This is a genomic window from Achromobacter sp. FW305-C-13 (genome assembly GCF_058783475.1).
The window spans coordinates 1-23,453 of the sequence record NZ_JBYSYN010000007.1 but is presented as its reverse complement, the minus strand read 5'-3'; the positions used below and the strand labels follow the sequence as shown (position 1 = coordinate 23,453).

Here is a 23,453-nt window from a genome sequence, read left to right as displayed (position 1 = left end):
AGACATGAACCCCAACGTCCTGATCGAATTGCACGACGTCGGCAAATCGTTCCGCGCCGCCGACGGCACTGCGCGGCATGTGCTGGAGCACGTGGATTTCACGCTGAAAGAAGGCGAAATCGTCGCCTTGCTAGGCAAGTCCGGATCGGGCAAATCCACCTTGCTGCGCATCATGGCCGGCCTGGTCAACGCCGACCAGGGCACGGTAACCTACCGCGGCCAGCCGGTGTATGGCCCGGCGTCGGGCATCGCGATGGTGTTCCAGTCGTTTGCCCTGTTTCCGTGGTTGACCGCCCAGCAGAACGTCGAATTGGGCCTGGAGGCCCAGGGCGTGCCGGCGGCCGAGCGCGCCAAGCGGGCCGACGCCGTGCTGGACCTGATCGGCCTGGGCGGTTTCGGTGGCGCCTTGCCGCGTGAATTGTCGGGCGGCATGCGCCAGCGGGTGGGCATTGCGCGCGCACTGGTCATGAACCCCGACGTGCTGCTGATGGACGAGGCGTTCTCGGCCCTGGACGTGCTGACGGGCGAGACCTTGCGCGACGACATGCTGGAGCTCTGGGACGAAAGCCGCATCTCCACCAAGGGCATCCTGATCGTGTCGCACAACATCGAGGAAGCGGTGATGATGGCTGATCGCATCATCGTGTTCGACAGTGACCCGGGGCGCGTCCGCAGCCAGGTGCTGATCGGTCTGCCGCGGCCGCGCGACGCGGATTCGCCGCAGGTGCGGGCGCTGATCGACGAGGTCTACGCGTTGATGACCATGCGGCCTGCGCACGGCGTGCCCACACCGCGCCAGCAAGGGCTGGGTTACCGGTTTCCGCAGACCGAGGTCGAGCGCATGGAAGGTGTGCTGGACGTCCTGGCCGAAGCGCCGTTCAATGGCCGCGCCGACTTGCCCAAGCTGGCCGAAGAGGCCGAGATCTCGGATGACGACCTGCTGCCGGCCTGCGAAGCGCTGGGGTTGTTCGGCCTGGCCCAGATCGACCGCGGCGACATCTTCCTGACGCCGCTCGGCCAGCGCTACGTGCACGCCGAGCAAGGGCAGAAGCAAGCCATCTTCGGCCGCCAGCTGCTGGCGCACGTGCCGCTGGCCGCGCATATCCGCCACAGCCTGGAGCAAGAACCCACGGGCGCCTTGCCCGAAAAGGACTTCCTGGATTCGCTGGAGGAATTCCTGAAGCCCGACGAGGCCGAACGGGTTCTGAAGATTGCGGTGGAATGGGGCCGGTACGGCGAGATATACGGCTACGACTACCACACGGGGCTGTTGACGCTGCCCGTGCGCGAAGCGGCCTGAGAAGCGGGGCAGGGACGCCCGGGGCGGAGGCCCCCGGGCGCTGTCCACGGGATTACAGGGCGATGAAGCCGATGACGACCAGGGCGATCAGGCCGAACTTGGTGGCCTTGTAGACCGTCCGGTTCCAGGCCTTGAAGGCCTTGCGCTTCTGGTCGATGACCCAGTGCGCGTGCGTCAGCTTGTTGATGGCGCCGGTCTGGTCGCCGCCGTCGTTGGGTGAGCTCGCGGCCGACATGACCACCCGGCCGAACCAGCGGTTGAACGCCTCCGCCCAGCGCCATTTCAACGGACGTTCCACATCGCAGAACAGGATGATCCGGTTCTGGTCGGTGTGGTTGTAGGCTTCGTGCACATACGTTTCGTCGAACACCACGCTTTCGCCGTCGCGCCAGCTATAGGATTCGCCGTCGACGATGATGTGGCAGCGGTCGTCGTTGGGCGTCACCAGGCCCAGGTGATAGCGCAGCGATCCGGCAAACGGGTCTCGGTGCGGGTTCAACTGGCCGCCCGGCGGCAGTTCGGCGAACATCGCGGCCTTGACCTTGGGCAGGGTCTTCAGGATGGCGACCGTCTTGGGGCACAGTTCCTCGGCCGACGGGTGGCGGGCGTCATACCACTTCAGGTAGAAGCGCTTCCAGCCGTATTTGAAGAAGGAATTGAATCCGATGTCGTTATGGGCGTCGGCGGCCTTGATGCGGCGCAGTTCGGCCATTTGCACGGCTTCTTCGCGGATGGTCTCCCAGTGGTCGTCCAGCACCTTGAGTTCGGCGATTTCGCTCGTCGTCAGGTAGGGCGTGGACGGCACGCGGGAGGCCAGCACCATGAAGGCGTTGATCGGGGCCAGCAGCACCGAGTGGTCCAGCATTTGCCGGCCCAGCGGCAGTTTGACTCGGCCTCGGAAGTGGGCAAACAGGATGGCGGCCAGCCAGATCCCGGGTATTAGCCATTTCATACGTAATCGTTGTCCTGCGACAGTTGGGTCATGTCTACCTAGTATTGTTACACAAGGTCCGTGGCGCGCCGTTTGCGGAATCTCAGGCGCATCGGCTTGGACCGGGATCACTAGGTACAATTCCCGCTATGTCCGAAGCCGTAACAACCCCGACCCCCTTTGTGCATCTCCGCGTCCACTCCGAGTTCTCGGTGGTGGACGGCATCGTGCGCATCTCCGACCTCATCAAGCGCGTCGCCAAGCTGGGCCAGCCAGCCGTGGCGCTGACCGATCTGTCGAACCTTTTCGGCCTGATCAAATTCTATAAGGGCGCGCGAGGCGCAGGGGTAAAACCCATCGCCGGCTGCGATGTCTGGCTGACCAACGACGACGATCCGGCCAAGCCGTTCCGGCTGTTGTTGCTGGTGCGCAACCATCAGGGTTACCTGAACCTGTGCGAATTGCTGTCCAAGGCTTTCCTGACGAACCAGGGCAAGGGCCGGGCGGAAATCCGCCGCGAATGGCTGCAAGGCCAGGAAGGGCTGATCGCGCTGTCAGGGGGACGTATGGGCGACGTAGGCCAGGCGCTGGACGCCGGCAACGCCGTATCGGCGCTGGCGCTGGCGCGGCAATGGGCGCACCTGTTCCCGGGCAGCTATTACATCGAATTGCAGCGCGCGGGCATGGACGGCGACGAAGCCTACACGCAGGCGGCCATGCGGCTGGCGGGCGAAGCCGGCCTGCCGGTCGTGGCCACGCACCCCGTGCAATTCCTGGACGAATACGAATTCCAGGCGCACGAGGCCCGCGTCTGCATCGCCGAAGGTGAAATCCTGGCGAACCCGCGCCGCGTGCGCCGGTTCACCAAAGAACAATACCTGCTCAGCTCCGAGGAAATGGCGCGGCGTTTCTCCGACGTGCCCTCGGCGCTGGCCAACACGGTCGAAATCGCCAAGCGCTGCAACCTGAGCCTGGTGCTGGGCAAGCCGCGCCTGCCCAACTTCCCCACGCCCGACGGCGTGACGCTGGATGACTACCTGGTCCAGTTGTCGGAAGAGGGCCTGGAAAAGCGCATGGCGTTCCTGTTCCCCAACGAGGCCGAACGCGAGTCCAAGCGCGAGCAGTACTACGAACGCCTGCGCTGGGAATGCAAGACCATCATCCAGATGGGTTTCCCGGGCTACTTCCTGATCGTGCAGGACTTCATCAACTGGGGCAAGAACAACGGCGTGCCGGTGGGGCCGGGGCGGGGGTCGGGCGCAGGTTCGCTCGTGGCCTACGCGCTGGGCATCACCGACCTGGACCCGATCCGCTATGACTTGCTGTTCGAGCGCTTCCTGAATCCCGAGCGGGTCTCCATGCCCGACTTCGATATCGACTTCTGCCAGGACAACCGCGAACGGGTCATCGACTACGTCAAGGAAAAGTACGGCCGCGCCGCCGTGAGCCAGATCGCCACCTTCGGTACGCTGGGCGCGAAAGCCGTGGTCCGCGACGCCGGCCGCGTGCTGGACATGCCCTACATGTTCTGCGACGGCCTGTCCAAGCTGATCCCGTTCAACCCGATGGATCCCTGGACGCTCGAACGCACCCTCAAGGACGAACCCGCCTTCAAGGACCGCTACGAGCAGGAAGAAGAAGTGCGCGCGCTGGTCGACCTGGCCAAACCGCTGGAAGGCCTGACCCGCAACATCGGCATGCACGCCGGCGGCGTGCTCATCGCGCCGGGCAAGCTCACCGATTTCTGCCCGCTGTATTGCCAGCCGGGGCAGGAAAACAGCGCGGTCTCGCAATTCGACAAGGACGACGTCGAAGCCGCCGGCCTGGTGAAGTTCGACTTCCTGGGTTTGCGCAACTTGACCATCCTGGACTGGGCCGTGCGCTATGTGCGCCAGTTCAACGAGGACAAGCGCGACTTCGACGTCATGGCGCTGGAGCTTGACGATCCGGCCGCCTACAAGATCCTGTGCGACGCCAACACCACCGCCGTGTTCCAGCTGGAATCGCGCGGCATGAAGGAACTGCTGAAAAAGCTGCGGCCGAACACCTTCGAAGACATCATCGCCATGCTGGCCCTGTATCGTCCCGGGCCGCTGGAATCGGGCATGGTGGACGACTTCGTCAACCGCAAGCACGGCCGCGCTGCAGTGGACTACTTCCACAACGACCTGGAAAGCACCCTGAAGAGCACCTACGGGGTCATCGTCTACCAGGAACAGGTGATGCTGATCTCGCAGATCATCGGGGGCTACTCGCTGGGCGGCGCCGACCTGCTGCGCCGCGCCATGGGCAAGAAAAAGCCCGAGGAAATGGCCAAGCACCGTGAACTGTTCGAGCAAGGCGCCAAGGAAAAGGGCCACGATCCCGACCTGGCGGTCAAACTGTTCGACCTGATGGAAAAGTTCGCGGGCTACGGCTTCAACAAGTCGCACTCGGCCGCCTACGCGCTGATCTCGTACCAGACCGCCTGGCTCAAGGCCTATCACCCGACGGAATTCCTGGCCGCCACCATGTCGTCCGATATGGACGACACGGACAAGGTCCAGATCTTCTGCCGCGACGCCCAGGACAACGGCGTCGAGGTGCTGCCGCCTGACGTCAATTTCTCGGGCTTCCGGTTTGAGCCGGTGGCCGACAAGCACACCGAAAAGGGCAAGCCGCCCCGCACCATGCGCTACGGCCTGGGGGCGGTCAAAGGTACCGGCCAGGGCGCAGTCGAAGACATCCTGCGCGCGCGCAAGGAAGGCGGCCCGTTCCTGAACCTGTTCGACTTCTGCCGCCGTGTAGGCAAGCAGGCCGTCAACCGCCGCACCATCGAAGCCCTGATCAAGGCGGGCGCGTTCGACACCATCGAACCGAACCGCGCGGCGATGCTGGCTTCCGTGCCCACGGCCATGGAAGCCGCCGAGCAGGCAGCCCGCAGCGCCAACCAGGCCTCGCTGTTCGGCGACGACAGCGGCGACGTGGTCGCCGGCGAACTGGCCAAGGTGGCTCCCTGGGACCTGCACAAGAAGCTGACGGAAGAAAAGTCCGCGCTGGGCTACTACTACAGCGGCCACCTCTTCGACGCGTGGCGCGACGAAGTGCGCCGCATCGTGCCGATGCAGCTGGCGCGAGTCGAACCGCAGCGGGACCTGCAGTGGATGTGCGGAGTGCTGGCCAGCGTGCGCGTCATGATGACCCGCCGCGGCAAGATGGTGTTCGCCGTGCTGGACGACGGCACCGCGCAGGTGGAAATCTCGGTATTCAACGAGCTCTACGAAAAGCACCGCAACCGCCTGCGCGAAGACCAACTGGTCATTGTCCAGGGCAAGGTCAGCAACGACGACTATTCCGGCGGCATGCGCATCGTGGCCGAACAGCTGTACGACCTGCAGCTGGCCCGCGAAGCGCGCGCCAAGTCCCTGCGGGTCAAGCTCAACGGGACGGCCGACGCGGCGCGTCTGCGCCAGATGCTGAACCCGTTCCGGGCCGAACCCGAAAACGGCATCCCCGGCGTGCCGGTCGATATCGTCTACACCAAGAACAATTTCCTGTGCACGGTCAGGCTGGGCGAAGAGTGGCGGGTCCGCATGGCGGACACGCTACTCGAGAACCTGAATGCCTGGACCAAGCCCGACGGAGTAGAGGTCACCTATTGATGCGAAAACTGCGTATCGTGCATTCGGAAGCCGCCACCAGCTTTGGCGGTCAGGAAGGGCGGATCTTCAAGGAAATGACGGCCATGCGTGCGCGTGGCCACCATATCGAAGCCATCTGCCAGCCTAGGGCCCTGCTGGTCGAACGCCTTACGGATGCCGGCTTTACCGTGCATAAGGTCGACATGGACGGGCCGGTGAATTACCTGAAGGGCGTGGCTGCCGTGCGCGGCATCCTGAAGGAAGGGCGCTTCGATGTGCTCAACACCCACAGCCGGCGCGATACGGTCATCGCAGCGCTGGCCGCCAGATTGGCGGGCACCCCGCTGATCGTGCGAACCCGCCATCTGTCGAACAAGGTGGGATCGATGTGGTCCTACACCTGTCTGCCGCACAGGGTCACGACGGTCAGTGATCATGTGCGTAAATACCTGATCGAGCGCGGCGTGCCGGCCAACAAGGTGGCCACCGTCTACTCGCCCATCGTGCTGCCGCCGCCGGTCGAACGTTCGACCTTGCGCGATGAACTCGCCCTGGCGGATGACGATATCGTCGTGGGCTGCGTGGCGGTCATGCGCGCCACGAAAGGCCACAAGGACCTGATCGACGCGATCGTGCCGCTGATGGCAAGCCGGCCCAAGCTGCACCTGGTGTTCGTCGGCGGCGGCTCGCCGGTCTTCGAGCAGACCCAGGACTACGTGGCCACCCTGGGCCTGCAAGACCGCATCCATCTGATGGGCATGCGGCGCGACGTGCCCAATCTGCTGGCGGGCTTTGACGTGTTCGCGCTGGCTACGCAACAGGAAGCGTCCGGCACCGTCTATGTCGAAGCGCAGGCCAGCGGCCTGCCGGTGATCGGCACCGATGTGGGCGGCGTGTCCGAGATGTTTCGCAACGGCGATACCGGCATCCTGGTGCCGCCCAAGAATCCCCAGGCGCTCACCGACGCCTTGCAGCGCCTGATTGATGACCCGGCCCTGCGCCGTCGCATGGGCGACGCCGGCCGCAAAATGGTCTGGGAAGAAGCTGTGTTTTCGCCCGCCCGCCTGGCCGAAACCACCGAAGCCGTCTACTTGAAGTGGCTGGCGGAGCGCGCGGCATGAATGCGCCCAACGTCCCCGTGCTGATGTACCACCATGTCACCCCTGCGGGCGGCATGATCGCAGCCACGCCGGACGTGTTCGAGGCCCAGGTTTCGCGCCTGGCGCGGGCCGGCTACCAATCGCTGTCCGCCGCCCAGTTCGCCGCTTACCTGGCGGGCGGCGCGGCGCCCGAGCGTTCCGTGCTGATCACTTTCGACGACGGCTACCTGAACAACTGGGTGCACGCGCATCCCGTGCTGGCGCGCTACGGCATGCGCGCCGTGCTGTTCACCATTACCGGCTGGATCGGCGACGGCCCCGTGCGTCCGCACGCGGGGCAGGGCGGCCCGTTGCCCGCCACGCCCGACCACGACGCCTGCAAACAATTGGTGGCGGCCGGTCGCGCCGATGACGCCATGCTGCGCTGGAGCGAGATCGAAGCCATGCAGGCCGCGGGCACGTTCGAATTCCATTCCCATACGCATACCCACACCCGCTGGGACAAGGTCTGCGGCGCCGACGTGGACGCCAAGCGCGACCATATCGCGCAGGAACTGCACGATTCCCGCGATACCCTCGTGCGCCGCCTCGGATCCGTCAGCGACCATCTCTGCTGGCCCCAAGGCTATTTCGATGCGGATTACGTCGCCGCCGCCCGGCAGGCGGGCTTTGCGCACTTGTACACTACCGACCCTTTCGGACAGAACACCCCCGGCGCGGACCCCGAGCACATCTACCGTTTCGCGGTGCGCAACCAGGGCGGAACCTGGCTGAACCGGCGCATCTGGCTGTCGCGCGACCCGTTCTGGGGGCCGCGCTACCACGCCTGGAAAGCCTGGAAAAAGCGTCTTAGGAATCGCGGATGAAGCTATCAGTCATCATCATCACCAAGAACGAAGCGGCGAATATCGCCGCCTGCCTTAAGTCCGTGTCCTTCGCCGACGAATTCATCGTGGTGGATTCGGGCAGCACCGATGGCACCGTCGAATTGGCGCAGGCGCTGGGCGCACGCGTTGAAATCACGCCCGACTGGCCGGGCTTCGGTCCTCAGAAGAACCGCGCGCTGGATTTGGCGACGGGTGACTGGGTGCTGTCCATCGACGCCGACGAGCGTGTCACGCCCGAGCTGGCCCGCGAAATCCAGGACGTGCTGGCGAACCCGCGCGCCGACGCCTACGAGATCGCCCGGCTATCGAATTTCTGCGGCAAGGACATCCGCCACAGCGGCTGGTGGCCCGATTACGTGCTGCGCCTCTTCAAGCGCGGCACGGCACGCTTCACCGATGCCGCCGTGCACGAGCGCGTGGTGCCGGCCAATGGCCAGCCCCTGAAGTTGCAGGGCTATTTCAATCATTATCCGTACGACAACCTGGATGCGCTGATCAACAAGGTCAACCGCTACTCGTCGGACGCGGCGGCGATGATGTATGCCAAGGGGCGCCGCACCTCGGTCTTCGGCGCCTTGGGTCACGGCTTCTGGACCTTCGTGCGCATCTATCTCATCCGCCGCGGCTTCCTGGACGGCAGGCACGGCCTGGTGCTGGCGGTGACGGCGGCGGCAGGCAGTTTCTTCCGCTATTCCAAGCTGATGTTCCTGGCCGAGAAGCAGAAGTGAAGATCCTGTACACGAACTTCCACGCCGGCAACGGCGGGGGGCACGTCACCTACATCATCAACCTGGCGAAGGCCCTGGCCCGCGATCACGAGATCACCGTGGCGGCGCCCGCCACCAGCCGGCTGCACCGCTACGCTCGCGCCATTCCGGGTGTGACCGTGGTCGACATGCAATACACGACGCGCCCGTCCTCCTGGTTCAAGGACCGCTCGCAGCTGCGCCGCCTGATCAAGGCCGGGCGCTTTGACATCATCCATGTCAACGGATCGGCCGACCACAAGCAAGTGATGCTGGCGACGCTGGGCATGGCCCGCCGGCCGCGCATCGTGTTCACCAAGCACAACGACCATCCGCTCTCGAGCTTCGGCCACAAGCTACGCGTCGCCCTGGCGACTGACCACGGCATTGCCGTCAGCGACTACGTCCATGGCCTGATGCAGCGTTCGCCCTACAGCAAGCGCCCAATCACCACCATCCGGCACGGCATCGACACGAACTTCTTCGCTCCCCCTCCGCCGGAAAGCCTGGACAAGCTGCGCGCGCTGATCTTCGGCCCGTCCTGGCAGGGCAAGCTGCTGCTGGGCAGCGCCGGCGGTACCGATTACGACAAGGGCTGGCTGGACCTGGTGGCCGCCGTTGCTGCCTTGCCGCCCGCCGACAAGGCGCGCGTGCTGCTGATGGTGGCGGGCGATCCGCCGTCCGAGGCTAAACTGGCCCGCGTGCGAGAGCTGGGCATGATCGATCAGGTCCGCTTCCCCGGGCTGCTCGACGACGTACGCGCTGCGCTGGCGTCCTGCCATGCCGGCTTCGTGCTGTCCTACCGCGAAGCACTTTCCTTCGCGTGCCGCGAGATCATGGGCTTGGGGCTTCCCGCGCTGGTGACCGACGTGGGCGGGCTGCCCGAGAACGTGACCGACGGCGTGGACGGCTGGATCGTGCCGGTGCGCGACGTGCCAGCCATGACGGCCAAGCTGCGGTTCATGCTGGACCATCCGGACACGGTACGCGCCATGGGCGCCCGTGCCCGTGAAACCAGTCTGCGCGACTTCAATCTGGACCGTTTCGCTGCCGCCACAGTAGATGTCTACCAGCGTACGCTGGATGGACGCCGGGCTCTATAATCCGGCCTATGTCTATCCCTATTCTCATGTACCACCAGATCGGCGAGCCCAACCCCAAGGGCACGCCGTTTCGCGGGTTGACCGTACATCCCGACAGCTTCGCCCGCCAGATGCGCTGGATGCGCCGCCTTGGCTACCGTGGCCTGTCGATGCGCGACGTCATGCCCTATGTGCGCGGCGAGCGTCAGGGCAAGGTGTTCGGCGTCACGTTCGACGACGGCTACCGCAATGTGCATCGCAACGCGATGCCGGTGCTGAGCGAACTCGGCTTTACCGCCACTAATTATTTTGTTGCGCGTCAGTTCGACGGCAGCAACGTCTGGGACCATGCAAAGGGCATTCCCTTTTCGGCCCTGATGACCGTGCAGGAAATGCGTGAATGGGCGCAGGCCGGCAACGAGGTCGGCTCGCATACGCTGGACCATGTGCATTTGCCCGAAATGTCGCCTGAAGAAGCCCGTCGCCAGATCGTCGAATCCAAGGACGAACTGGAACAGGCGCTGGGCGCGCCCGTCACGGCTTTCTGTTATCCCTATGGCGACCACGGACCCGAGCACCGCGTCATGGTGCGTGAGGCCGGCTATGACAACGCCACGCTGACCCAGCGCGGCCTGGCGGCGGCGTCCGACGATCCGTTCGGACTGCCCCGGGTGACGGTGGCGCGTTCCACCAATATCGTCCGCTTCCTGCAGAAGTGCCTGACCCGGTATGAAGACACGCGCCGGCGCCGCTGAGCGGCGGCTTCGCATTGCGCTGTTGGTCGACCGCTTCGGCAATCGCTTCGGAGGCGCGGAGGCCTATGGCGTGGAGCTGATGCGCGTCCTGGGCCAGCGCCACGATATCTCCATCGTGGCGCGTGACTTCGACAGCGACCTGCCGTTCCGTTTCCTGCCGGTGCGCTTTCCCGGCTGGCTGCCTAGCTGGATGCGCGTGCTGTATTTCGCGTGGCGGGCCGATCGGCTGACGCGCGGGAAATTCGACATCGTGCATTCGCATATGAACGGCTGGGCCGGAGAGATCCAGGTCATGCACGTGACGCCAGTGCGCTACAACCGCGTCACCCGCGTCCGGCCGCTGTCGCGCGTGACGGCCTGGCTGAGCCCGCGGCTGGCCACCTACCTGCTGCTGGAAAAGCTGCGCGTCCGTGGTGCGCCCGCCCGGCGCGTGGTGGCCGTGTCCGGCTTGATCATGGATCAGCTTCACCGCAGTTACGGCCAGCAGTTGACGGTGGACATCATCGCGCCCGGCGTCAAATTGCCGTCGGCCGAAGAGGCCAACGGCCGTGATGCCACCCGCGCTCGCCTGGGCTGGGACGCCGGAACGGTCGGTTGCCTGCTGGTGGCCCGCAATCCTCTGCGAAAAGGGCTGCCGGCCTTGCTGGACGCGCTGGCGCAGTTGCCGGCCCATTACAAGCTGCTGGTCGTGGGGGCGGATGAGCCCACCCGCGACCGGGTCCGTGCTGCCAGCGGCATCGCCCATCGCGTCACGCTGGTCGATCCGACGCCCGAGGTGGCCCAGTATTTCAGTGCGGCGGACATCTACGCGCATCCCACGCTGAACGACAGCTACGGCATGGCGCCCCTGGAGGCCATGTCGCACGGCCTGCCGGTGGTCGTCAGTTCGCCGGCGTACTGCGGCTTTGCGCAGTATCTTTCCGCCGGCAAGGACGCGCTGATCCTGCAAGATCCGCGCGACGGCGCCCAGTTGGCGCAAGCGCTGGAACGGCTGGGCTCGGAACCTGAGCTACGGGCGGCATTGACCGAACGCGGCCTGGAAATCGCCCGCGATCAAAGCTGGGAAACGGTTGCCTCAAGATATGAGGAGCTGTACGAAAAGGTGCTGGAAGCGCGCAGCTGAGCCGGTGAGCGGTGTGGGTCTCCCCACGCCGCGCGGACCTTAATGCCCTGGCGCGGTCGCCCGTTCCAGGTCCGCCAGCCATCGGACCGCGTGTTCGCGGTCGGGGCCGCACATATCTTGCTGGGGTTGCAATCCGCCGCAGAAATCCGGCCGGGACGGCTGGCCGAAGATCGCGCAGCGCATGTCCGGCAGCAGCTGGATACAGGGCACGCCCGCCGGCTTGCCCTCGGGCATCCCCGGAATCGGCCGGGTGATCGACGGGGCGATGCAACAGGCGCCGCAGCCCGCCCGGCAGTCCAGGGCAGGCGCAGCCGTCAGGCTCATACCCATCCGCGCAGCCAATATACGAACAGGCCGGCGTATTCCTTGATGATGGAGCGGCTGGCGTCGAAGGTGCGCTGGTCGGGTATCCACAGCGATAGCGAACCATCCGTGGGCGCCACGATCTGCGGCGGCGCAGGGGCGGCAATGGCTTCCACGCCTTGCTTGGAGAAGGCCGCCATCGCGCGCGGCATGTGCAGCGCCGAGGTCACCAGCAGTACCTTGCCGATACCGCGCGACTTCAACGTATCCTCGGTCAGGGCAGCGTTTTCGTAGGTGGTGCGGCTGGAGTTTTCCAGGATCAGGGCGGTTTCAGGCACGCCTTGCTGGCGGATGGCATGCGCCATGCCGCGGGCCTCGCTGACGTCGCCTTCCAGGGCCCCGCCCGACAGCACAACCTTGGGCGCGCGGCCGGCCAGGTAAAGCTGGGCCGCCGTGTCCACACGCACCACGGCGGTCTCCTTGTCATAGGGCAGGAACCAGTTGGCCCGGCCGTTGGCCGTATTGCCGCCCAGCACCACGATGGCGTCAGCCGTGGGCGAAGCCGCCGGAGGCAGGTGCGGATAGCGGCTTTCCAGTGCGCCGCCCAGCCACAGCGAGGTCGCCGGCAGTGACCACGCCAGGGCCCACAGCAAGCCCGCGGCAATAATGGCGCCGCCGGTCTTGCGCAGCCGGAACAGGCCCAGCACCAGACCGATGACGACCAGGGTCACGCACAGGTTGTAAGGAATGATCAGATTCGTGAGGTAGCTGGAAAAGGTCATGTCAAAACTATCCTGATTACTTCGTCCCGCCCAGCAGGGTAATGGCCTGCTGTTCAACTTCTTCGACGGACGGCCAAGCCAGCTCCGATCCCACGCATACCGCCCGGGGGGACCACGGACCGGTGCGTCCGGGGCGGGTCACGCCAAACAGCGCGAGTTCCCGGGCAGATGCCGCCGCCGCGACGTGCGAGACACCGGAATCGTTACAAATCACCAGCGCCGCCCGGGCCGTCAACGCGGCAAAGGCGCCCAGCGACAAGGGGGGGAGCAACTGCGCCGTGGGGGCATTGCGCCGTGCCTCGTCGGTTTCGGCCGGAGGGGGGCACATTACCACGGTATGGCCGCATGCCTGTAAGGCGCGGGTCAGTGTATCGAATCCCGGCCAAACCTTGATCTTGCCCTTGTGCAGGCCGGTAGCCGTCGGGGCGATCAATACAAAGCGCTGGGCGGTGAGCCCGGCGGCCAGCAGCGCCTTGTCGGCGGTTTCCTGATGGGCGGGCGTCAGCGGCAGGTCCAGGGTGGGGCCCGGCTGGGCGGGGCCGGACGGCAGCCCCCAGCGGGTCAGGGCCTCGCGGGTAAGGTGATGCCAGGACTGCACGGCGTGCAGCGACTCGTCGGGCTTGGCGACGGGCCAGCGCAAGAGGAAGCTGCGGCCGTCGTCCCGGTAACCGGCCGAAGGCAGGCCCGCCAGCCGGAAGACCAGTGCGCTGGACAGGGAATCCGGCAGCAGCAAGCCGCGGGCGCGGCGGCCAAGGGCGCCCAGGCTGCGCCGGTGGGCGCTGACGGCAGCCCGATCGGGGCCAACCTTGCCGCGCATGGGAACAAAATCCTGCTTGGCCACGCCATCGAGCAGGTCGCGGGCCCAAGGGCGGGCGCAGATCACCAGGGGCAGGCCACTGGCCTCCAGGGCGCGCAGGCTGGGCAAACTCATGCAAACGTCGCCCACCCAATTGGGTAACCGGACGTACAAGCAACTGATTTCGGACATGGGTGGGTGAAGGGCGATAGGGGCTGAAATGAGGGTGGGCGGTACAGCGCGGCGGCGCGTAGCCGGTACAATCCCGGGCACAATTGTATAAAAGCGAGTGTTCCCTTTGAATTCTGCCGCACGCAACGCACCCGCGGATTCCAACCCCGTCAAGTCTGAACTCTGGAGCCGGATCTACAGCCGCGTGGGTTCTTACTGGAAGGGCTTGCTGCTGGCTGTCCTGCTGATGGCGGGCGCGGCGGCCACGCAACCCGTTCTGGCCGTCATTATGAAGCCCTTGCTGGACGGCGGCTTTTCCGGGGCCAAACCCTATTATGTCTGGGCCTTGCCGCTAGCGGTCGTGGGTCTGATCCTGCTGCGTGGGATCTGCAACTTCTTCAGCGACTACCTGCTGGCCTGGGTGGCCAATAATGTGTTGCTGGGCATGCGCCGCGACATGTTCGAACGGCTGCTCGGCCTGCCCGATTCGGACTTCAAGCGCGGCGACACCGGCCGGCTGCTCAACCGTTTCACGATCGACGCCGGCAACGTCACCGGCTACGCCACCGACGTCATCACGGTGCTGGTGCGCGAAACCCTGGTGGTGGTGGCCCTGATTTGCGTGCTGCTCTACATGTCGTGGGTGCTGACGCTGATCATCCTGATCATGCTGCCGGTATCGGTGCTGATCTCGCGCTTCTTCATCAAGCGCCTGCGCCGCATCAACCGCGACACCGTCAACATGAACGCCGAGCTGACCCGCGTGGTCGGCGAAGGCATCGACGGCCAGCGCGTCATCAAGCTGTTCGACGGTTACGAAGTCGAACGCAGCCGTTTTGATTTCGTCAGCCGCCGCCTTCGCCGCTTCGCCATGCGCACCGCTACGGCGGACGCGGCCTTGACGCCGCTGACGCAGGTCTGCATCTCCATTTCGGTCGGCGCGGTCATCGCCGTCGCGCTCAGTCAGGCCAACAGCGGAGCCCTCACCGTCGGCAGCTTCGCTTCCTTCATGGCCGCGCTGGCGCAGATTTTCGACCCTATCAAGCGCCTGACCAACATCGCCGCCCGCATGCAGAAGATGCTGGTGTCGGCGGAAAGCGTGTTCACGCTGATCGACCAGACGCCCGAGAACGACACCGGCACGAAGGAACTCGCCGAACCGGTGCGCGGCAAGGTGGAGTTCCGCCACGTCAAGCATCGCTTCCCCGACGCCGACCGCGACACGGTCAACGACATCTCCTTCGTCGTCGAACCCGGCCAGACCGTCGCCCTGGTGGGCCGGTCCGGCAGCGGCAAGACAACGCTCGTCAACATGCTGCCGCGCTTCGTGCTGGCCGACAGCGGGTCGATCCTGGTGGACGATACCCCCATCAATGACCTGACCTTGCGCAGCCTGCGCTCGCACCTGTCGCTCGTTAGTCAGGACGTGGTGCTGTTCGACGACACCATCGCCGCCAACGTCGGCTATGGCGCGTTGGGCAAATCCAGCGAACAGAAGGTGCGCGACGCCCTGGCGGCCGCCAACCTGCTGGAATTCGTGGAAGGCCTGCCGCAGGGCATCAATACCCCGGTGGGCGAGAACGCCGCGCGCCTGTCGGGCGGCCAGCGTCAGCGCCTGGCGATCGCCCGCGCGCTGATCAAGAACGCGCCCATCCTGATCCTGGACGAAGCCACGTCCGCCCTGGACAACGAGTCCGAACGTCAGGTGCAGGCCTCGCTGGAACGCCTGATGAAGGGCCGTACCACGCTGGTCATCGCGCACCGCCTGTCCACCGTCCAGAATGCCGACCGCATCATCGTGCTGGACGCCGGCAAGATCGTCGAACAAGGCCCGCACTCCGAGCTGCTGGCCGCCAATGGCCTGTACGCCTCGCTCTACAAGATGCAGTTCCGCGACGACTGATCGCAAACCGACCCCCTTCCAACCGCCACAACTCGTGGCGGTTTTTTTGTCTACAGCCTGCCGTAGTTCCGGATTGCCAATCCCCCGGATTGCCGGAAAATGAAGCAGGCCCCCGCCGTACAACCTGGAGCGCCACATGGCTCTGCCTACCGAAGGCAATCAACTCGTCAACGTCGTCGTCTTGCTGGGCGCGGCCGTCATCGCCGTTCCGATATTCAAGCGGCTGGGGCTGGGATCCGTGCTGGGCTACCTCGCGGCGGGCCTGGCCATTGGTCCGTTCGGGATCGGTTTCTTCTCTGATCCGAAATCCATTCTGCACGTGGCAGAACTCGGCGTGGTGATGTTCCTCTTCATCATCGGGCTGGAAATGCAGCCTTCGCGCCTGTGGAAGCTGCGCGCCGAAATCTTTGGCCTGGGCGTGGCCCAGGTGTTGACGTGCGGCGCGCTGCTGACAGGGGTCGGCCTGTTGGCCGGCCTGTCTGGCCCCGCCGCCTTCATGGCCGCGATGGGGTTCGTGCTGTCGTCCACGGCCATCGTGATGCAGATCCTGGGTGAGCGCGGCGACAGCGCAACCGGGCAGGGCCAGCGCATCGTTTCTATCCTGCTGCTGGAAGACCTGGCGATCGTGCCGTTGCTGGCGCTTGTCGCCTTGCTGGCGCCGGCGGGCGGGGCCGAACGGGGCGATCCCTGGACGCAGTCCGCGATTGCGGTGGGATGCATCCTGGCGCTGTTGGCGGCGGGCCGCTGGCTGCTGAACCCGCTGTTCCGGCTATTGGCTGCCGCCCATGCCCGCGAAGTCATGACGGCGGCCGCTTTGCTGGTCGTGCTGGGAGCAGCACTATTGATGGAATTGGGCGGCCTGTCGATGGCGATGGGCGCCTTCCTGGCCGGCGTCCTGTTGTCGGAGTCCACGTTCCGCCACCAATTGGAGGCCGAGGTCGAGCCCTTTCGCGGGATCTTGCTCGGCCTGTTCTTCCTGGGCGTGGGCATGTCGCTCGACCTGTCCGCCGTGGCCCGGGAATGGCCGCTGATCTTGGCGGCCGTGCTGGTGTTCATGCTGGTCAAGTCCGTGGGCGTGTACGTGGTGGCGCGGCTGCTGCGCGCCTCCCACGCCGAAGCCATGACCCGCACCGCGCTGCTGGCCCAGGGCGGCGAATTCGCCTTCGTGCTCTATGGCGCGGCGGCGGCAGCCGGTATTTTCGATGCGCATACCGGTGCGGTGCTGACAGCCGTCGTCATCATTTCGATGGCGCTGACTCCGCTGTGCGTGCTGGCGTTGCGTTGGTTGCTGCCCAAGCCCACTCCCTCCATGGACGACGTAGATGTCGCCAAGGATCTGGATGGCTGCGCCTTGATCGTCGGTTTCGGCCGGTTCGGGCAGATCGTCACCCAGGCGATGCTGGCCCGCGACCTGACGGTTTCCATCCTGGATACCGACACCGACGCGATCCGGGCGGCGGCCAAGTGGGGGGTCAAGGTCTATTACGGGGACGGAACACGTATCGACATGCTGCGTACCGCCGGCGCCGAACATGCGTGCGCCATCCTGATCTGCATCGACAATCCCCAGGCCGTGAATCACATGGTCAAGTTGATCAAGTCCGAATTCCCGCTGGTCCGGGTGGTGGTGCGCGCCTACGACCGGATCCATTCCCTGGCGCTCGCCAAGGAAGGCGTGGACTACCAGGTGCGCGAGACCCTGGAATCCGCCCTGGTGTTCGGCGAAGCCGCGTTACGGGTCATTGGCGTCCCGCCTGACGAGGCAGCGGAGGTGGTGGAAGACGTCCGCCGCCGCGACACCGAGCGTTTCGACCTGGAAGTGGCAGGTGGCTTGTTTGCCGGCCGTTCGCTGCTGTACGGCAACATGACGGGCCCCGCGGACGGCAGGAACGACAAGCCGGACCGCGAAGCTGCCGAGGCCGCCGCTAACCCATTGGCATGACAGTCTTATTTCGCGCGCTATATTTCCGCATCTTTGCATTACTTTACGTATCATTTCACGCGCAAACCCGAAAGACTGGGGTAGTCTCAATTGCACTGACTCTTCACTGATGAAGAGCATTTGCCAGGGGGCTGCCATGCTGCAATCGGATCGTAGTTTCACGACGCCGCACGCTGTGGGTGTTGAGCTTGCCCGGCGCCAGGCGCGGGCCTTGCAGTGCGGGTTTTCGGCCGGTGCCATGCGCCAGCTGATGTCGTCCACCGGCGGGGCTGGCCCTGCCTGGGCGATCAGCGCGCATCGCGAGACCGACAGGGTGCGGGGCGTCCGAGCCTTCCCCTTCCGCATCGCCGCCACGGCGGTGTCGTAAGGGCAGCTCCGGACGCGAGGCGTCCGGAGTTCAGGCTTGCGCCATCGCTGTGCGGCGTTTGCCAGCCGATTTAGCCAGGTAAAGCGCCCGGTCCGCCGCATGCAGGACGGCCGCCGTATCGGCGCCATGGCGGGGAATCAACGCGATACCGACGCTGCCGCCAATGAAAATCGGATTTTCCTGTTCCAGATCATAGGGCTGCGAGACGGACTGCACGATCCGCTCGCCCACCGCCTGCGCCTCGCAGTCGGGGGTTTGGCGGATCAGCAGCACGAATTCGTCTCCGCCGATACGTGCCGCCACGGCGTCGTCTGGAATCAGCGCCAACAGACGTTCTGATACTTGCTTGAGCAGCGCATCGCCCGCGGCATGCCCATAGGTGTCGTTCACCGCCTTGAATCCGTCCAGATCCAGATACAGCACGGCGAATTCCCGGTGTCCCGGACGGGCCTCGGCCACCGCCTGATCCAGCGCCTGAAAGAGTCCATGGCGGTTCAGCAGGCCGGTCAGCGAATCCTGGCGCGCATGCTGCTCGTTTTCGCGCTCGGCCAGCATGGTCGACACCAGCATGCCGTTCAGCCGGTAAGACGCCATCGACATGGACGTCATGTAAAGCGGTACCTGAACCAGCACCAACCAGAAAATCGGCTCTTGGGTGAACAGAGCGCCCAGCGCGCAAGGTCCGACGCTCAACGCCACCATGACCGCCGACATCCGTGGCGCGCCGAAATTGCGGACGCAAATGCCACCCACCATCGACGCAGCGGACAGGCACGCCACGGTCGCCGCGATCCAGTCGCCGCTGATCAAACTGATGAACGTGCCGTATCCCACGCTCGACGCCCACAGCAGCGCCAGCACCACATACAGGTCGGTGGGTGTGGGCAGGTTTGCGGATGCCGCTTTGCGGGCGTTTACCAGCACCTTGATCCGCGACAGGCACACCAGCAACTCCAGCGCGAGCCACAACAGGAATGCCGGTTCAGGGTGGCGGAAGGTGATCAGGGCGGCCACCAGCAACGTGTTGATGATGCCGCCAAAGAAGATGGGCAGCGACCCGAACAGCCCGCCGATCAGCGCCACGCGGATATCCGCCGGCACACCCCCTCCGGGGTTGACCAGCCACTGGGTGACCTGCCAGCGGGGCAGGCTGTAAATGCGATCGTCGTGGGTCATAGGAGCGACATCGTAGCTGGGCGGCGCGGGCGATGCACGGGTTATGCGCGGGTCTGCCAGCCGTGATCTTGCGCAGGGCGTGGGGTAGCGGCATTATCTTGCCGGATAGGCCGCCAAAGACACCCGCCACGACATCCGACCGTCATCGTGAAGGAGCGCCGCATTGAAGTCGCGTGGATTTTTGCATCGCACCCTGTACGCGCTGGCCGGGTTGGTCGCAATCGGCATCTGTGCGGCTGCGGTGGCATTGCTGTGGATCGACAGGCGCCTGACCTGGGAATCTGCCTATACGGCAGGCCATAACCTGACCGGCGTGCTGGCGGCCGACATCAGCCGAACCCTGCATGGGTACGACCTGTCGCTGCAAGGCGTAGTCGAACGGCTGCGCGAACCCGGCATCGAGCTCGTCAAAGGCGAAGCCCTGCACCGCTTCCTGTTCGACCGTTCGTCCTCGGCGGAATACCTGGGCGCCATCGGCGTGCTCGACGAAAACGGCTACGTGCGTTATGCCTCGGTAGACATCATTCCCTCGGAGCGGAATTTTTCCGACTGGGACTACTTCCAGGTTCACCGCGACGCCGATGACGTCGGTATGTACGTGAGCCGTCCGTACCGCAGCCCCTTGCGCGGCGGAGACGAGAGCATCGCCATCAGTCGGCGGATTTCCCGTCCGGACGGCAGCTTCGCGGGCGTCGTTGTCGGTTCGCTACGGCTGGCGTACTTCCGCGACCGCTTCGGCAGCTTGTCGATCGGCGAACGCGACGCCATCACGGTTTTCCGCAATGACGGCGTGGTGCTGGTCCGCAATCCCTACTCGCTGTCGGACATGGGCCGCGAATTCGATTTCCCTCAGGATTTTCAGCAATTCCTCATCCGCCGCGAGGGGGCGTTCGTGGGCACCTTGTCGCCGGACGGCGTCAAGCGCTTGCACACGTTCGAGAAGATCGACAATACGCCGCTGGTCATCAACGTCGCGCTGGCGGTGGACGACATCCTCGCACCCTGGGTCCGGCGCGCCGCGCTGGTCGTTCCGGTCACGCTGGCGCTCTTCCTGTCGGTCATGGCGCAGATCGTGCTGTTCCGGCGCGAGATGCGTTTAAGGCGTGCTTTCGAGATGCAGCTGGAAATACAGGCGCAGACCGACGGCCTGACCGGCATCCCCAATCGCCGCACGTTCGATGAAACGCTGGCCCGCGAATGGCAGGCCGCACGGCGCGACAGCCAACCGTTGTCGCTGCTGTTCCTGGATGCCGACCGCTTCAAGCTCTACAACGATCGCTATGGCCATCAGGAAGGCGACGAACTGCTCAAGCGGGTCGCGTCGACGTTAAAGAAAAATGCCCGCCGTCCGCGCGACCTGGCCGCGCGCTACGGGGGCGAAGAGTTCGTGGTGCTGTTGCCGAACACCAGCGGGCAACGTGCGATGAGCATCGCGGAGACGATCCGGCGCGCAATTGCCGAACTGCGCGTCCCGCACCAGGACAATGAGGGCGGTATGGTCACGGTCAGCATCGGCGTCGCTACCGCGATTCCCAAGGCGGAGGACGAGGCATCCGCCTTGGTTGAAGCCGCCGACGCCGCGGTCTACCAGGCCAAGAAAACCGGCCGCAACCGGGTGGTCTCGATCTGATCGTCGGCGGGCGGGCATGCCGTCAATCAGCGGCCCAGCATCACGGCTTGCATGCGCGTGTTGGCCTGTTGCAGGTTTTTCGCCTGGGCATTCAGGTCTTGCAGCAGCTGATTCAGCTCGGCTTGCACGGCCGGATCCTGCACCTTCACGATAGAGCCCGAAATCTCGATCTGCGCCTTATGGGCATCGACATAATCGGCGATCTTCAAGCTGCTGTCGAACGTGGCGTTCAACTGCGGCAACACATCGCGGAACGTATCGGCCGGCAGGCTCACGGTCTTGTCATAGGCTTTGTCGTACATGGCCTTCAGGTCGTCGGGTTGCTTCAACTGCGCACGCGCAGCGTCGGCTTTCGCTTTCTGTTCCTTCAATGCCGCACCCATGTCGTTGATGGACGTCTGCACGTTCTTCAGGTCATCGCGGCGCGTCAAGATATCGTTCAGCGAACGCACGGCGCCCTTCTGCATGATGCCCGACAGGGGCTTGACCGATGCGTCCATGCTGGAATTGAAGTCGGTGATCACGGCGTAGTGCGCCGCGTAATCGCCAAAGGACTTCTTCTCTTCATCCGTCAACGTGGGCACGCGCACGCCGGGTTTGTCGACGATGCGGGTTTGCAGGAACTGCGTGAATGCCGCGCGCTGTTCAGGCTCCTTGTTGCCGCAGGCCGCCAGCACCAGCGGCAACGCTGCGACCAGCACCAGGAACGGACGGAATAGGGACTTCATTGCATTGACCTCCGAAAGCATAAGAAAAAAGCGCCAGGCGAGGCGATACCCCGCAAAGCGCCCGCAGCTTATCGGCTACCTCTTCGCGCCGCCATCGGTTTCAAACTTCATTTCAAACGAATTGTTAAGACACACAATCCATACAGATCGCGTTGAAAAGAAGTCGGCAACCTGCTATCGCGCGAGAGGGGCAATGCGAATCGCAACGGTCTATGCGACCAGTTGATGCGCCACCATCAGGCGCGCATCAAACCCATCGCAAGCGTGAAAGGCTAGACGAGGATGATGTCGTATTTCTCTTGCGAGTACGTGCTCTCCACTTCGAGCGACACGCGCTTGCCCACGAAGTCGCCCAGCATCGCCAAGTGTTGGCTTTCCTCTTCCAGGAACAGGTCCACCACGTCTTGCGAGGCAAGAATGCGGAATTCCTTGGGGTTGAACTGGCGGGCCTCGCGCAGGATCTCCCGCAGGATCTCATAGCAGACCGTGCGCGGTGTGCGCACATTGCCGCGCGATTCGCACATGGGGCAGGGCTCGCACAGCTGATGCGCCAGCGAATCTCGCGTGCGCTTACGCGTCATCTCCACCAGGCCCAATTGCGTAAAGCCGTTGACGGTCATGCGCGTACGGTCGCGTGACAGGGCCTTCTTGAGTTCGGCCAGAACCGTATCGCGATGCTCCTGTTCTTCCATGTCGATGAAGTCCAGGATGACGATCCCGCCCAGGTTGCGCAGCCGAAGCTGGCGGGCAATGGCCTGGGCCGCCTCCAGATTGGTCTTGAAGATGGTGTCGTCGAAATTGCGTCCGCCCACGAAGCCACCGGTATTGACGTCCACCGTGGTCAGCGCTTCGGTCTGGTCGATGATCAGGTAACCGCCGGATTTCAGGTCCACGCGGCGAGACAGCGCGCGCGCGATCTCATCATCCACGTTGGCGGTATCGAACAGCGGTCGTTCGCCGCTGTAGTGCTGGATCCGGTCCACCACCGACGGCGTGTAAATGCGTGCCCATTCCAGCATGGCCGCGCTGGTCGTGCGCGAGTCCACCAGAATGGTGCCCGTGCCCGGGCCCACCATGTCGCGCAGGACCCGTTGCGCCAGCGTCAGGTCCTGGTGAAGCAGGGCGGGGGCGGGCTGGGTGCGGGCCGCGGCCTGAACGCTCGCCCAAAGCTTCCTCAGGTATTCCAGGTCGGCCGTCAGTTCCTCGTCGTTGGCGCCCTCGGCCTGGGTGCGGACGATAAATCCGCCTTTTTCCTCGGCCGGCATCAACGCCTGCACGCGTTCCCGCAGCTGGATGCGCTCGGACTCGGAATCGATCTTCTGCGAAATACCGATGTGCGGATCATGCGGTAGATACACGAGCATCCGCCCGGCCATGCTGATCTGGGTCGACAGGCGCGCACCCTTGGTGCCCAAGGGGTCCTTGACCACCTGGACCATGATGGTCTGTCCCTCAAACAGCAGCTTTTCGATGGGCGTGGGCGTCAGGCCCTGGCTGCGCTCACTCCGGTTTTCGCGCAGGTCCGCGATATGGATGAAGGCCGCACGTTCCAGTCCGATGTCGATGAAAGCGCTTTGCATGCCAGGCAGCACACGAACCACCCGCCCCAGATAGATATTGCCGACATGGCCCCGCTGGATGCTGCGTTCCACGTGCAGCTCCTGGACGGACCCCAGCTCGACCAGCGCAACGCGGGTTTCAAAGGGGGTGACGTTGATCAGGATATCTTCGCTCAGGGCGATGGCTGGGGGCATAGCGTGTTCGTCTCCAATTAGGTGCGGCGTACAGGCGAATAGTAAACGTACCCCAAGGGGAGGCAAGCCGGGCGGGGCAACTATATATAGAGAGGCAGGCAAATCCCGGCCTCTATATATAGAGGGAGGCAGATCCTCACAGTCGCCCGCGCAATGTCCTGGCAATTTTCTTTCTCGCCCCGCATGACAGCCCCAAAACTTGTGCTATAGTCTCGCTCCTTCGCAGTTCAGACGTTTTTGAACTGCGAGGCCAAGCAAGCACAACAGGCGAAACCGGGGCAACCCAGCCAAGCCTGCCGCGAAGAGTTCAGAAATGAGCGCCAGCGGTTATTGCAAGGATTGCAGCAAATCAGGCAA

Annotated in this window: 19 protein-coding genes; 12 read left to right on the top strand and 7 right to left on the bottom strand. The window is 64.6% G+C overall.

The features are described from left to right. Window positions 1-4: 4 nt before the first annotated feature. On the top strand, window positions 5-1,300 hold the full coding sequence (locus AC3WMU_RS29210) for an ABC transporter ATP-binding protein (protein WP_006224883.1): 1,296 nt from the start codon (window positions 5-7) through the stop codon (window positions 1,298-1,300). A gap of 52 nt (window positions 1,301-1,352) precedes the next feature. Here AC3WMU_RS29210 and lpxO read toward each other — a convergent pair whose 3' ends face one another. Further along, on the bottom strand, window positions 1,353-2,252 hold the full coding sequence (gene lpxO / locus AC3WMU_RS29205) for a lipid A hydroxylase LpxO (RefSeq protein ID WP_006224882.1): 900 nt from the start codon (window positions 2,250-2,252) through the stop codon (window positions 1,353-1,355). Between the two features lie 128 nt (window positions 2,253-2,380). Between lpxO and dnaE the strand changes: the two genes are divergently transcribed. From dnaE to AC3WMU_RS29170, 7 genes are read left to right on the top strand one after another with little or no spacing between them, the layout of a single operon-like run. Beyond that, window positions 2,381-5,872 carry a DNA polymerase III subunit alpha gene (gene dnaE, locus AC3WMU_RS29200; protein WP_492283355.1) on the top strand — a complete coding sequence of 1,164 codons (3,492 nt, stop codon included), beginning with the start codon at window positions 2,381-2,383 and terminating at the stop codon, window positions 5,870-5,872. Continuing rightward, window positions 5,872-6,972: a glycosyltransferase family 4 protein gene (locus tag AC3WMU_RS29195; RefSeq protein ID WP_006224880.1), complete on the top strand. Its 1,101-nt coding sequence runs from the start codon at window positions 5,872-5,874 to the stop codon at window positions 6,970-6,972. Before dnaE ends, AC3WMU_RS29195 begins: the two co-directional genes overlap by 1 nt. After that, window positions 6,969-7,817, top strand: coding sequence for a polysaccharide deacetylase family protein (locus AC3WMU_RS29190; RefSeq protein ID WP_492283354.1), 849 nt, complete (start codon window positions 6,969-6,971; stop codon window positions 7,815-7,817). Before AC3WMU_RS29195 ends, AC3WMU_RS29190 begins: the two co-directional genes overlap by 4 nt. Continuing rightward, on the top strand, window positions 7,814-8,566 hold the full coding sequence (locus tag AC3WMU_RS29185) for a glycosyltransferase family 2 protein (RefSeq protein WP_006224878.1): 753 nt from the start codon (window positions 7,814-7,816) through the stop codon (window positions 8,564-8,566). The genes AC3WMU_RS29190 and AC3WMU_RS29185 overlap by 4 nt, the downstream gene beginning before the upstream one ends. Continuing rightward, window positions 8,563-9,687, top strand: a complete 1,125-nt coding sequence (locus tag AC3WMU_RS29180; RefSeq protein ID WP_006224877.1) for a glycosyltransferase — start codon at window positions 8,563-8,565, stop codon at window positions 9,685-9,687. Before AC3WMU_RS29185 ends, AC3WMU_RS29180 begins: the two co-directional genes overlap by 4 nt. Before the next feature lie 8 nt (window positions 9,688-9,695). After that, on the top strand, window positions 9,696-10,421 hold the full coding sequence (locus AC3WMU_RS29175) for a polysaccharide deacetylase family protein (protein WP_006224876.1): 726 nt from the start codon (window positions 9,696-9,698) through the stop codon (window positions 10,419-10,421). Next, the gene (locus AC3WMU_RS29170; protein WP_454676423.1) at window positions 10,396-11,544 is read left to right on the top strand and encodes a glycosyltransferase family 4 protein; all 1,149 of its coding nucleotides are present in this window, start codon (window positions 10,396-10,398) and stop codon (window positions 11,542-11,544) included. The genes AC3WMU_RS29175 and AC3WMU_RS29170 overlap by 26 nt, the downstream gene beginning before the upstream one ends. Before the next feature lie 39 nt (window positions 11,545-11,583). On the opposite strand, the gene AC3WMU_RS29165 is transcribed toward AC3WMU_RS29170, so the two are convergent. The 3 genes from AC3WMU_RS29165 to AC3WMU_RS29155 are packed head-to-tail and all read right to left on the bottom strand — an operon-like array spanning window position 11,584 to window position 13,617. Further along, on the bottom strand, window positions 11,584-11,868 hold the full coding sequence (locus AC3WMU_RS29165) for a YkgJ family cysteine cluster protein (RefSeq protein ID WP_454676424.1): 285 nt from the start codon (window positions 11,866-11,868) through the stop codon (window positions 11,584-11,586). Beyond that, complete coding sequence (locus AC3WMU_RS29160; RefSeq protein ID WP_006224873.1) at window positions 11,865-12,629, bottom strand: YdcF family protein; 765 nt, start codon at window positions 12,627-12,629, stop codon at window positions 11,865-11,867. The genes AC3WMU_RS29165 and AC3WMU_RS29160 overlap by 4 nt, the downstream gene beginning before the upstream one ends. Before the next feature lie 16 nt (window positions 12,630-12,645). Beyond that, window positions 12,646-13,617: a glycosyltransferase family 9 protein gene (locus AC3WMU_RS29155; protein ID WP_006224872.1), complete on the bottom strand. Its 972-nt coding sequence runs from the start codon at window positions 13,615-13,617 to the stop codon at window positions 12,646-12,648. Between the two features lie 106 nt (window positions 13,618-13,723). Here AC3WMU_RS29155 and msbA point away from each other — a divergent pair, with 106 nt between their 5' ends. The 3 genes from msbA (at window position 13,724) to AC3WMU_RS29140 (ending at window position 17,808) form a co-directional block, all read left to right on the top strand. Further along, window positions 13,724-15,499: a lipid A export permease/ATP-binding protein MsbA gene (gene msbA / locus AC3WMU_RS29150; protein WP_006224871.1), complete on the top strand. Its 1,776-nt coding sequence runs from the start codon at window positions 13,724-13,726 to the stop codon at window positions 15,497-15,499. Between the two features lie 136 nt (window positions 15,500-15,635). After that, window positions 15,636-17,441: a monovalent cation:proton antiporter-2 (CPA2) family protein gene (locus AC3WMU_RS29145; protein WP_492283353.1), complete on the top strand. Its 1,806-nt coding sequence runs from the start codon at window positions 15,636-15,638 to the stop codon at window positions 17,439-17,441. A gap of 136 nt (window positions 17,442-17,577) precedes the next feature. Then, window positions 17,578-17,808 (top strand): hypothetical protein, encoded by a 231-nt coding sequence (locus AC3WMU_RS29140; RefSeq protein WP_088591601.1) that lies wholly within the window; start codon window positions 17,578-17,580, stop codon window positions 17,806-17,808. Between the two features lie 30 nt (window positions 17,809-17,838). Here AC3WMU_RS29140 and AC3WMU_RS29135 read toward each other — a convergent pair whose 3' ends face one another. Next, the gene (locus AC3WMU_RS29135; RefSeq protein ID WP_492283352.1) at window positions 17,839-18,984 is read right to left on the bottom strand and encodes a GGDEF domain-containing protein; all 1,146 of its coding nucleotides are present in this window, start codon (window positions 18,982-18,984) and stop codon (window positions 17,839-17,841) included. Between the two features lie 163 nt (window positions 18,985-19,147). Here AC3WMU_RS29135 and AC3WMU_RS29130 point away from each other — a divergent pair, with 163 nt between their 5' ends. Further along, window positions 19,148-20,614: a sensor domain-containing diguanylate cyclase gene (locus tag AC3WMU_RS29130; protein WP_006224867.1), complete on the top strand. Its 1,467-nt coding sequence runs from the start codon at window positions 19,148-19,150 to the stop codon at window positions 20,612-20,614. Between the two features lie 26 nt (window positions 20,615-20,640). Here the strand turns inward: AC3WMU_RS29130 and AC3WMU_RS29125 are convergent, their stop codons facing one another. After that, a complete protein-coding gene (locus AC3WMU_RS29125; RefSeq protein WP_280030058.1) occupies window positions 20,641-21,342 on the bottom strand; it encodes a DUF3053 domain-containing protein in 702 nt (233 codons plus the stop codon). 272 nt (window positions 21,343-21,614) lie between these two features. After that, on the bottom strand, window positions 21,615-23,078 hold the full coding sequence (rng, locus tag AC3WMU_RS29120; protein WP_035213236.1) for a ribonuclease G: 1,464 nt from the start codon (window positions 23,076-23,078) through the stop codon (window positions 21,615-21,617). Window positions 23,079-23,453: the final 375 nt, after the last annotated feature.

Bases quoted from the DNA above. Each gene is read 5' to 3' on its own strand.
- AC3WMU_RS29210 (WP_006224883.1), top strand. From the start codon at position 5: ATGAACCCCAACGTCCTGATCGAATTGCACGACGTCGGCAAATCGTTC.
- AC3WMU_RS29185 (WP_006224878.1), top strand. From the start codon at position 7,814: ATGAAGCTATCAGTCATCATCATCACCAAGAACGAAGCGGCGAATATC.
- AC3WMU_RS29145 (WP_492283353.1), top strand. From the start codon at position 15,636: ATGGCTCTGCCTACCGAAGGCAATCAACTCGTCAACGTCGTCGTCTTG.
- AC3WMU_RS29165 (WP_454676424.1), bottom strand. From the start codon at position 11,868: ATGAGCCTGACGGCTGCGCCTGCCCTGGACTGCCGGGCGGGCTGCGGC.
- AC3WMU_RS29135 (WP_492283352.1), bottom strand. From the start codon at position 18,984: ATGACCCACGACGATCGCATTTACAGCCTGCCCCGCTGGCAGGTCACC.
- AC3WMU_RS29125 (WP_280030058.1), bottom strand. From the start codon at position 21,342: ATGAAGTCCCTATTCCGTCCGTTCCTGGTGCTGGTCGCAGCGTTGCCG.
- lpxO (WP_006224882.1), bottom strand. From the start codon at position 2,252: ATGAAATGGCTAATACCCGGGATCTGGCTGGCCGCCATCCTGTTTGCC.
- AC3WMU_RS29190 (WP_492283354.1), top strand. From the start codon at position 6,969: ATGAATGCGCCCAACGTCCCCGTGCTGATGTACCACCATGTCACCCCT.
- AC3WMU_RS29140 (WP_088591601.1), top strand. From the start codon at position 17,578: ATGCTGCAATCGGATCGTAGTTTCACGACGCCGCACGCTGTGGGTGTT.
- AC3WMU_RS29195 (WP_006224880.1), top strand. From the start codon at position 5,872: ATGCGAAAACTGCGTATCGTGCATTCGGAAGCCGCCACCAGCTTTGGC.
- AC3WMU_RS29155 (WP_006224872.1), bottom strand. From the start codon at position 13,617: ATGTCCGAAATCAGTTGCTTGTACGTCCGGTTACCCAATTGGGTGGGC.
- dnaE (WP_492283355.1), top strand. From the start codon at position 2,381: ATGTCCGAAGCCGTAACAACCCCGACCCCCTTTGTGCATCTCCGCGTC.
- AC3WMU_RS29160 (WP_006224873.1), bottom strand. From the start codon at position 12,629: ATGACCTTTTCCAGCTACCTCACGAATCTGATCATTCCTTACAACCTG.
- AC3WMU_RS29170 (WP_454676423.1), top strand. From the start codon at position 10,396: ATGAAGACACGCGCCGGCGCCGCTGAGCGGCGGCTTCGCATTGCGCTG.
- AC3WMU_RS29175 (WP_006224876.1), top strand. From the start codon at position 9,696: ATGTCTATCCCTATTCTCATGTACCACCAGATCGGCGAGCCCAACCCC.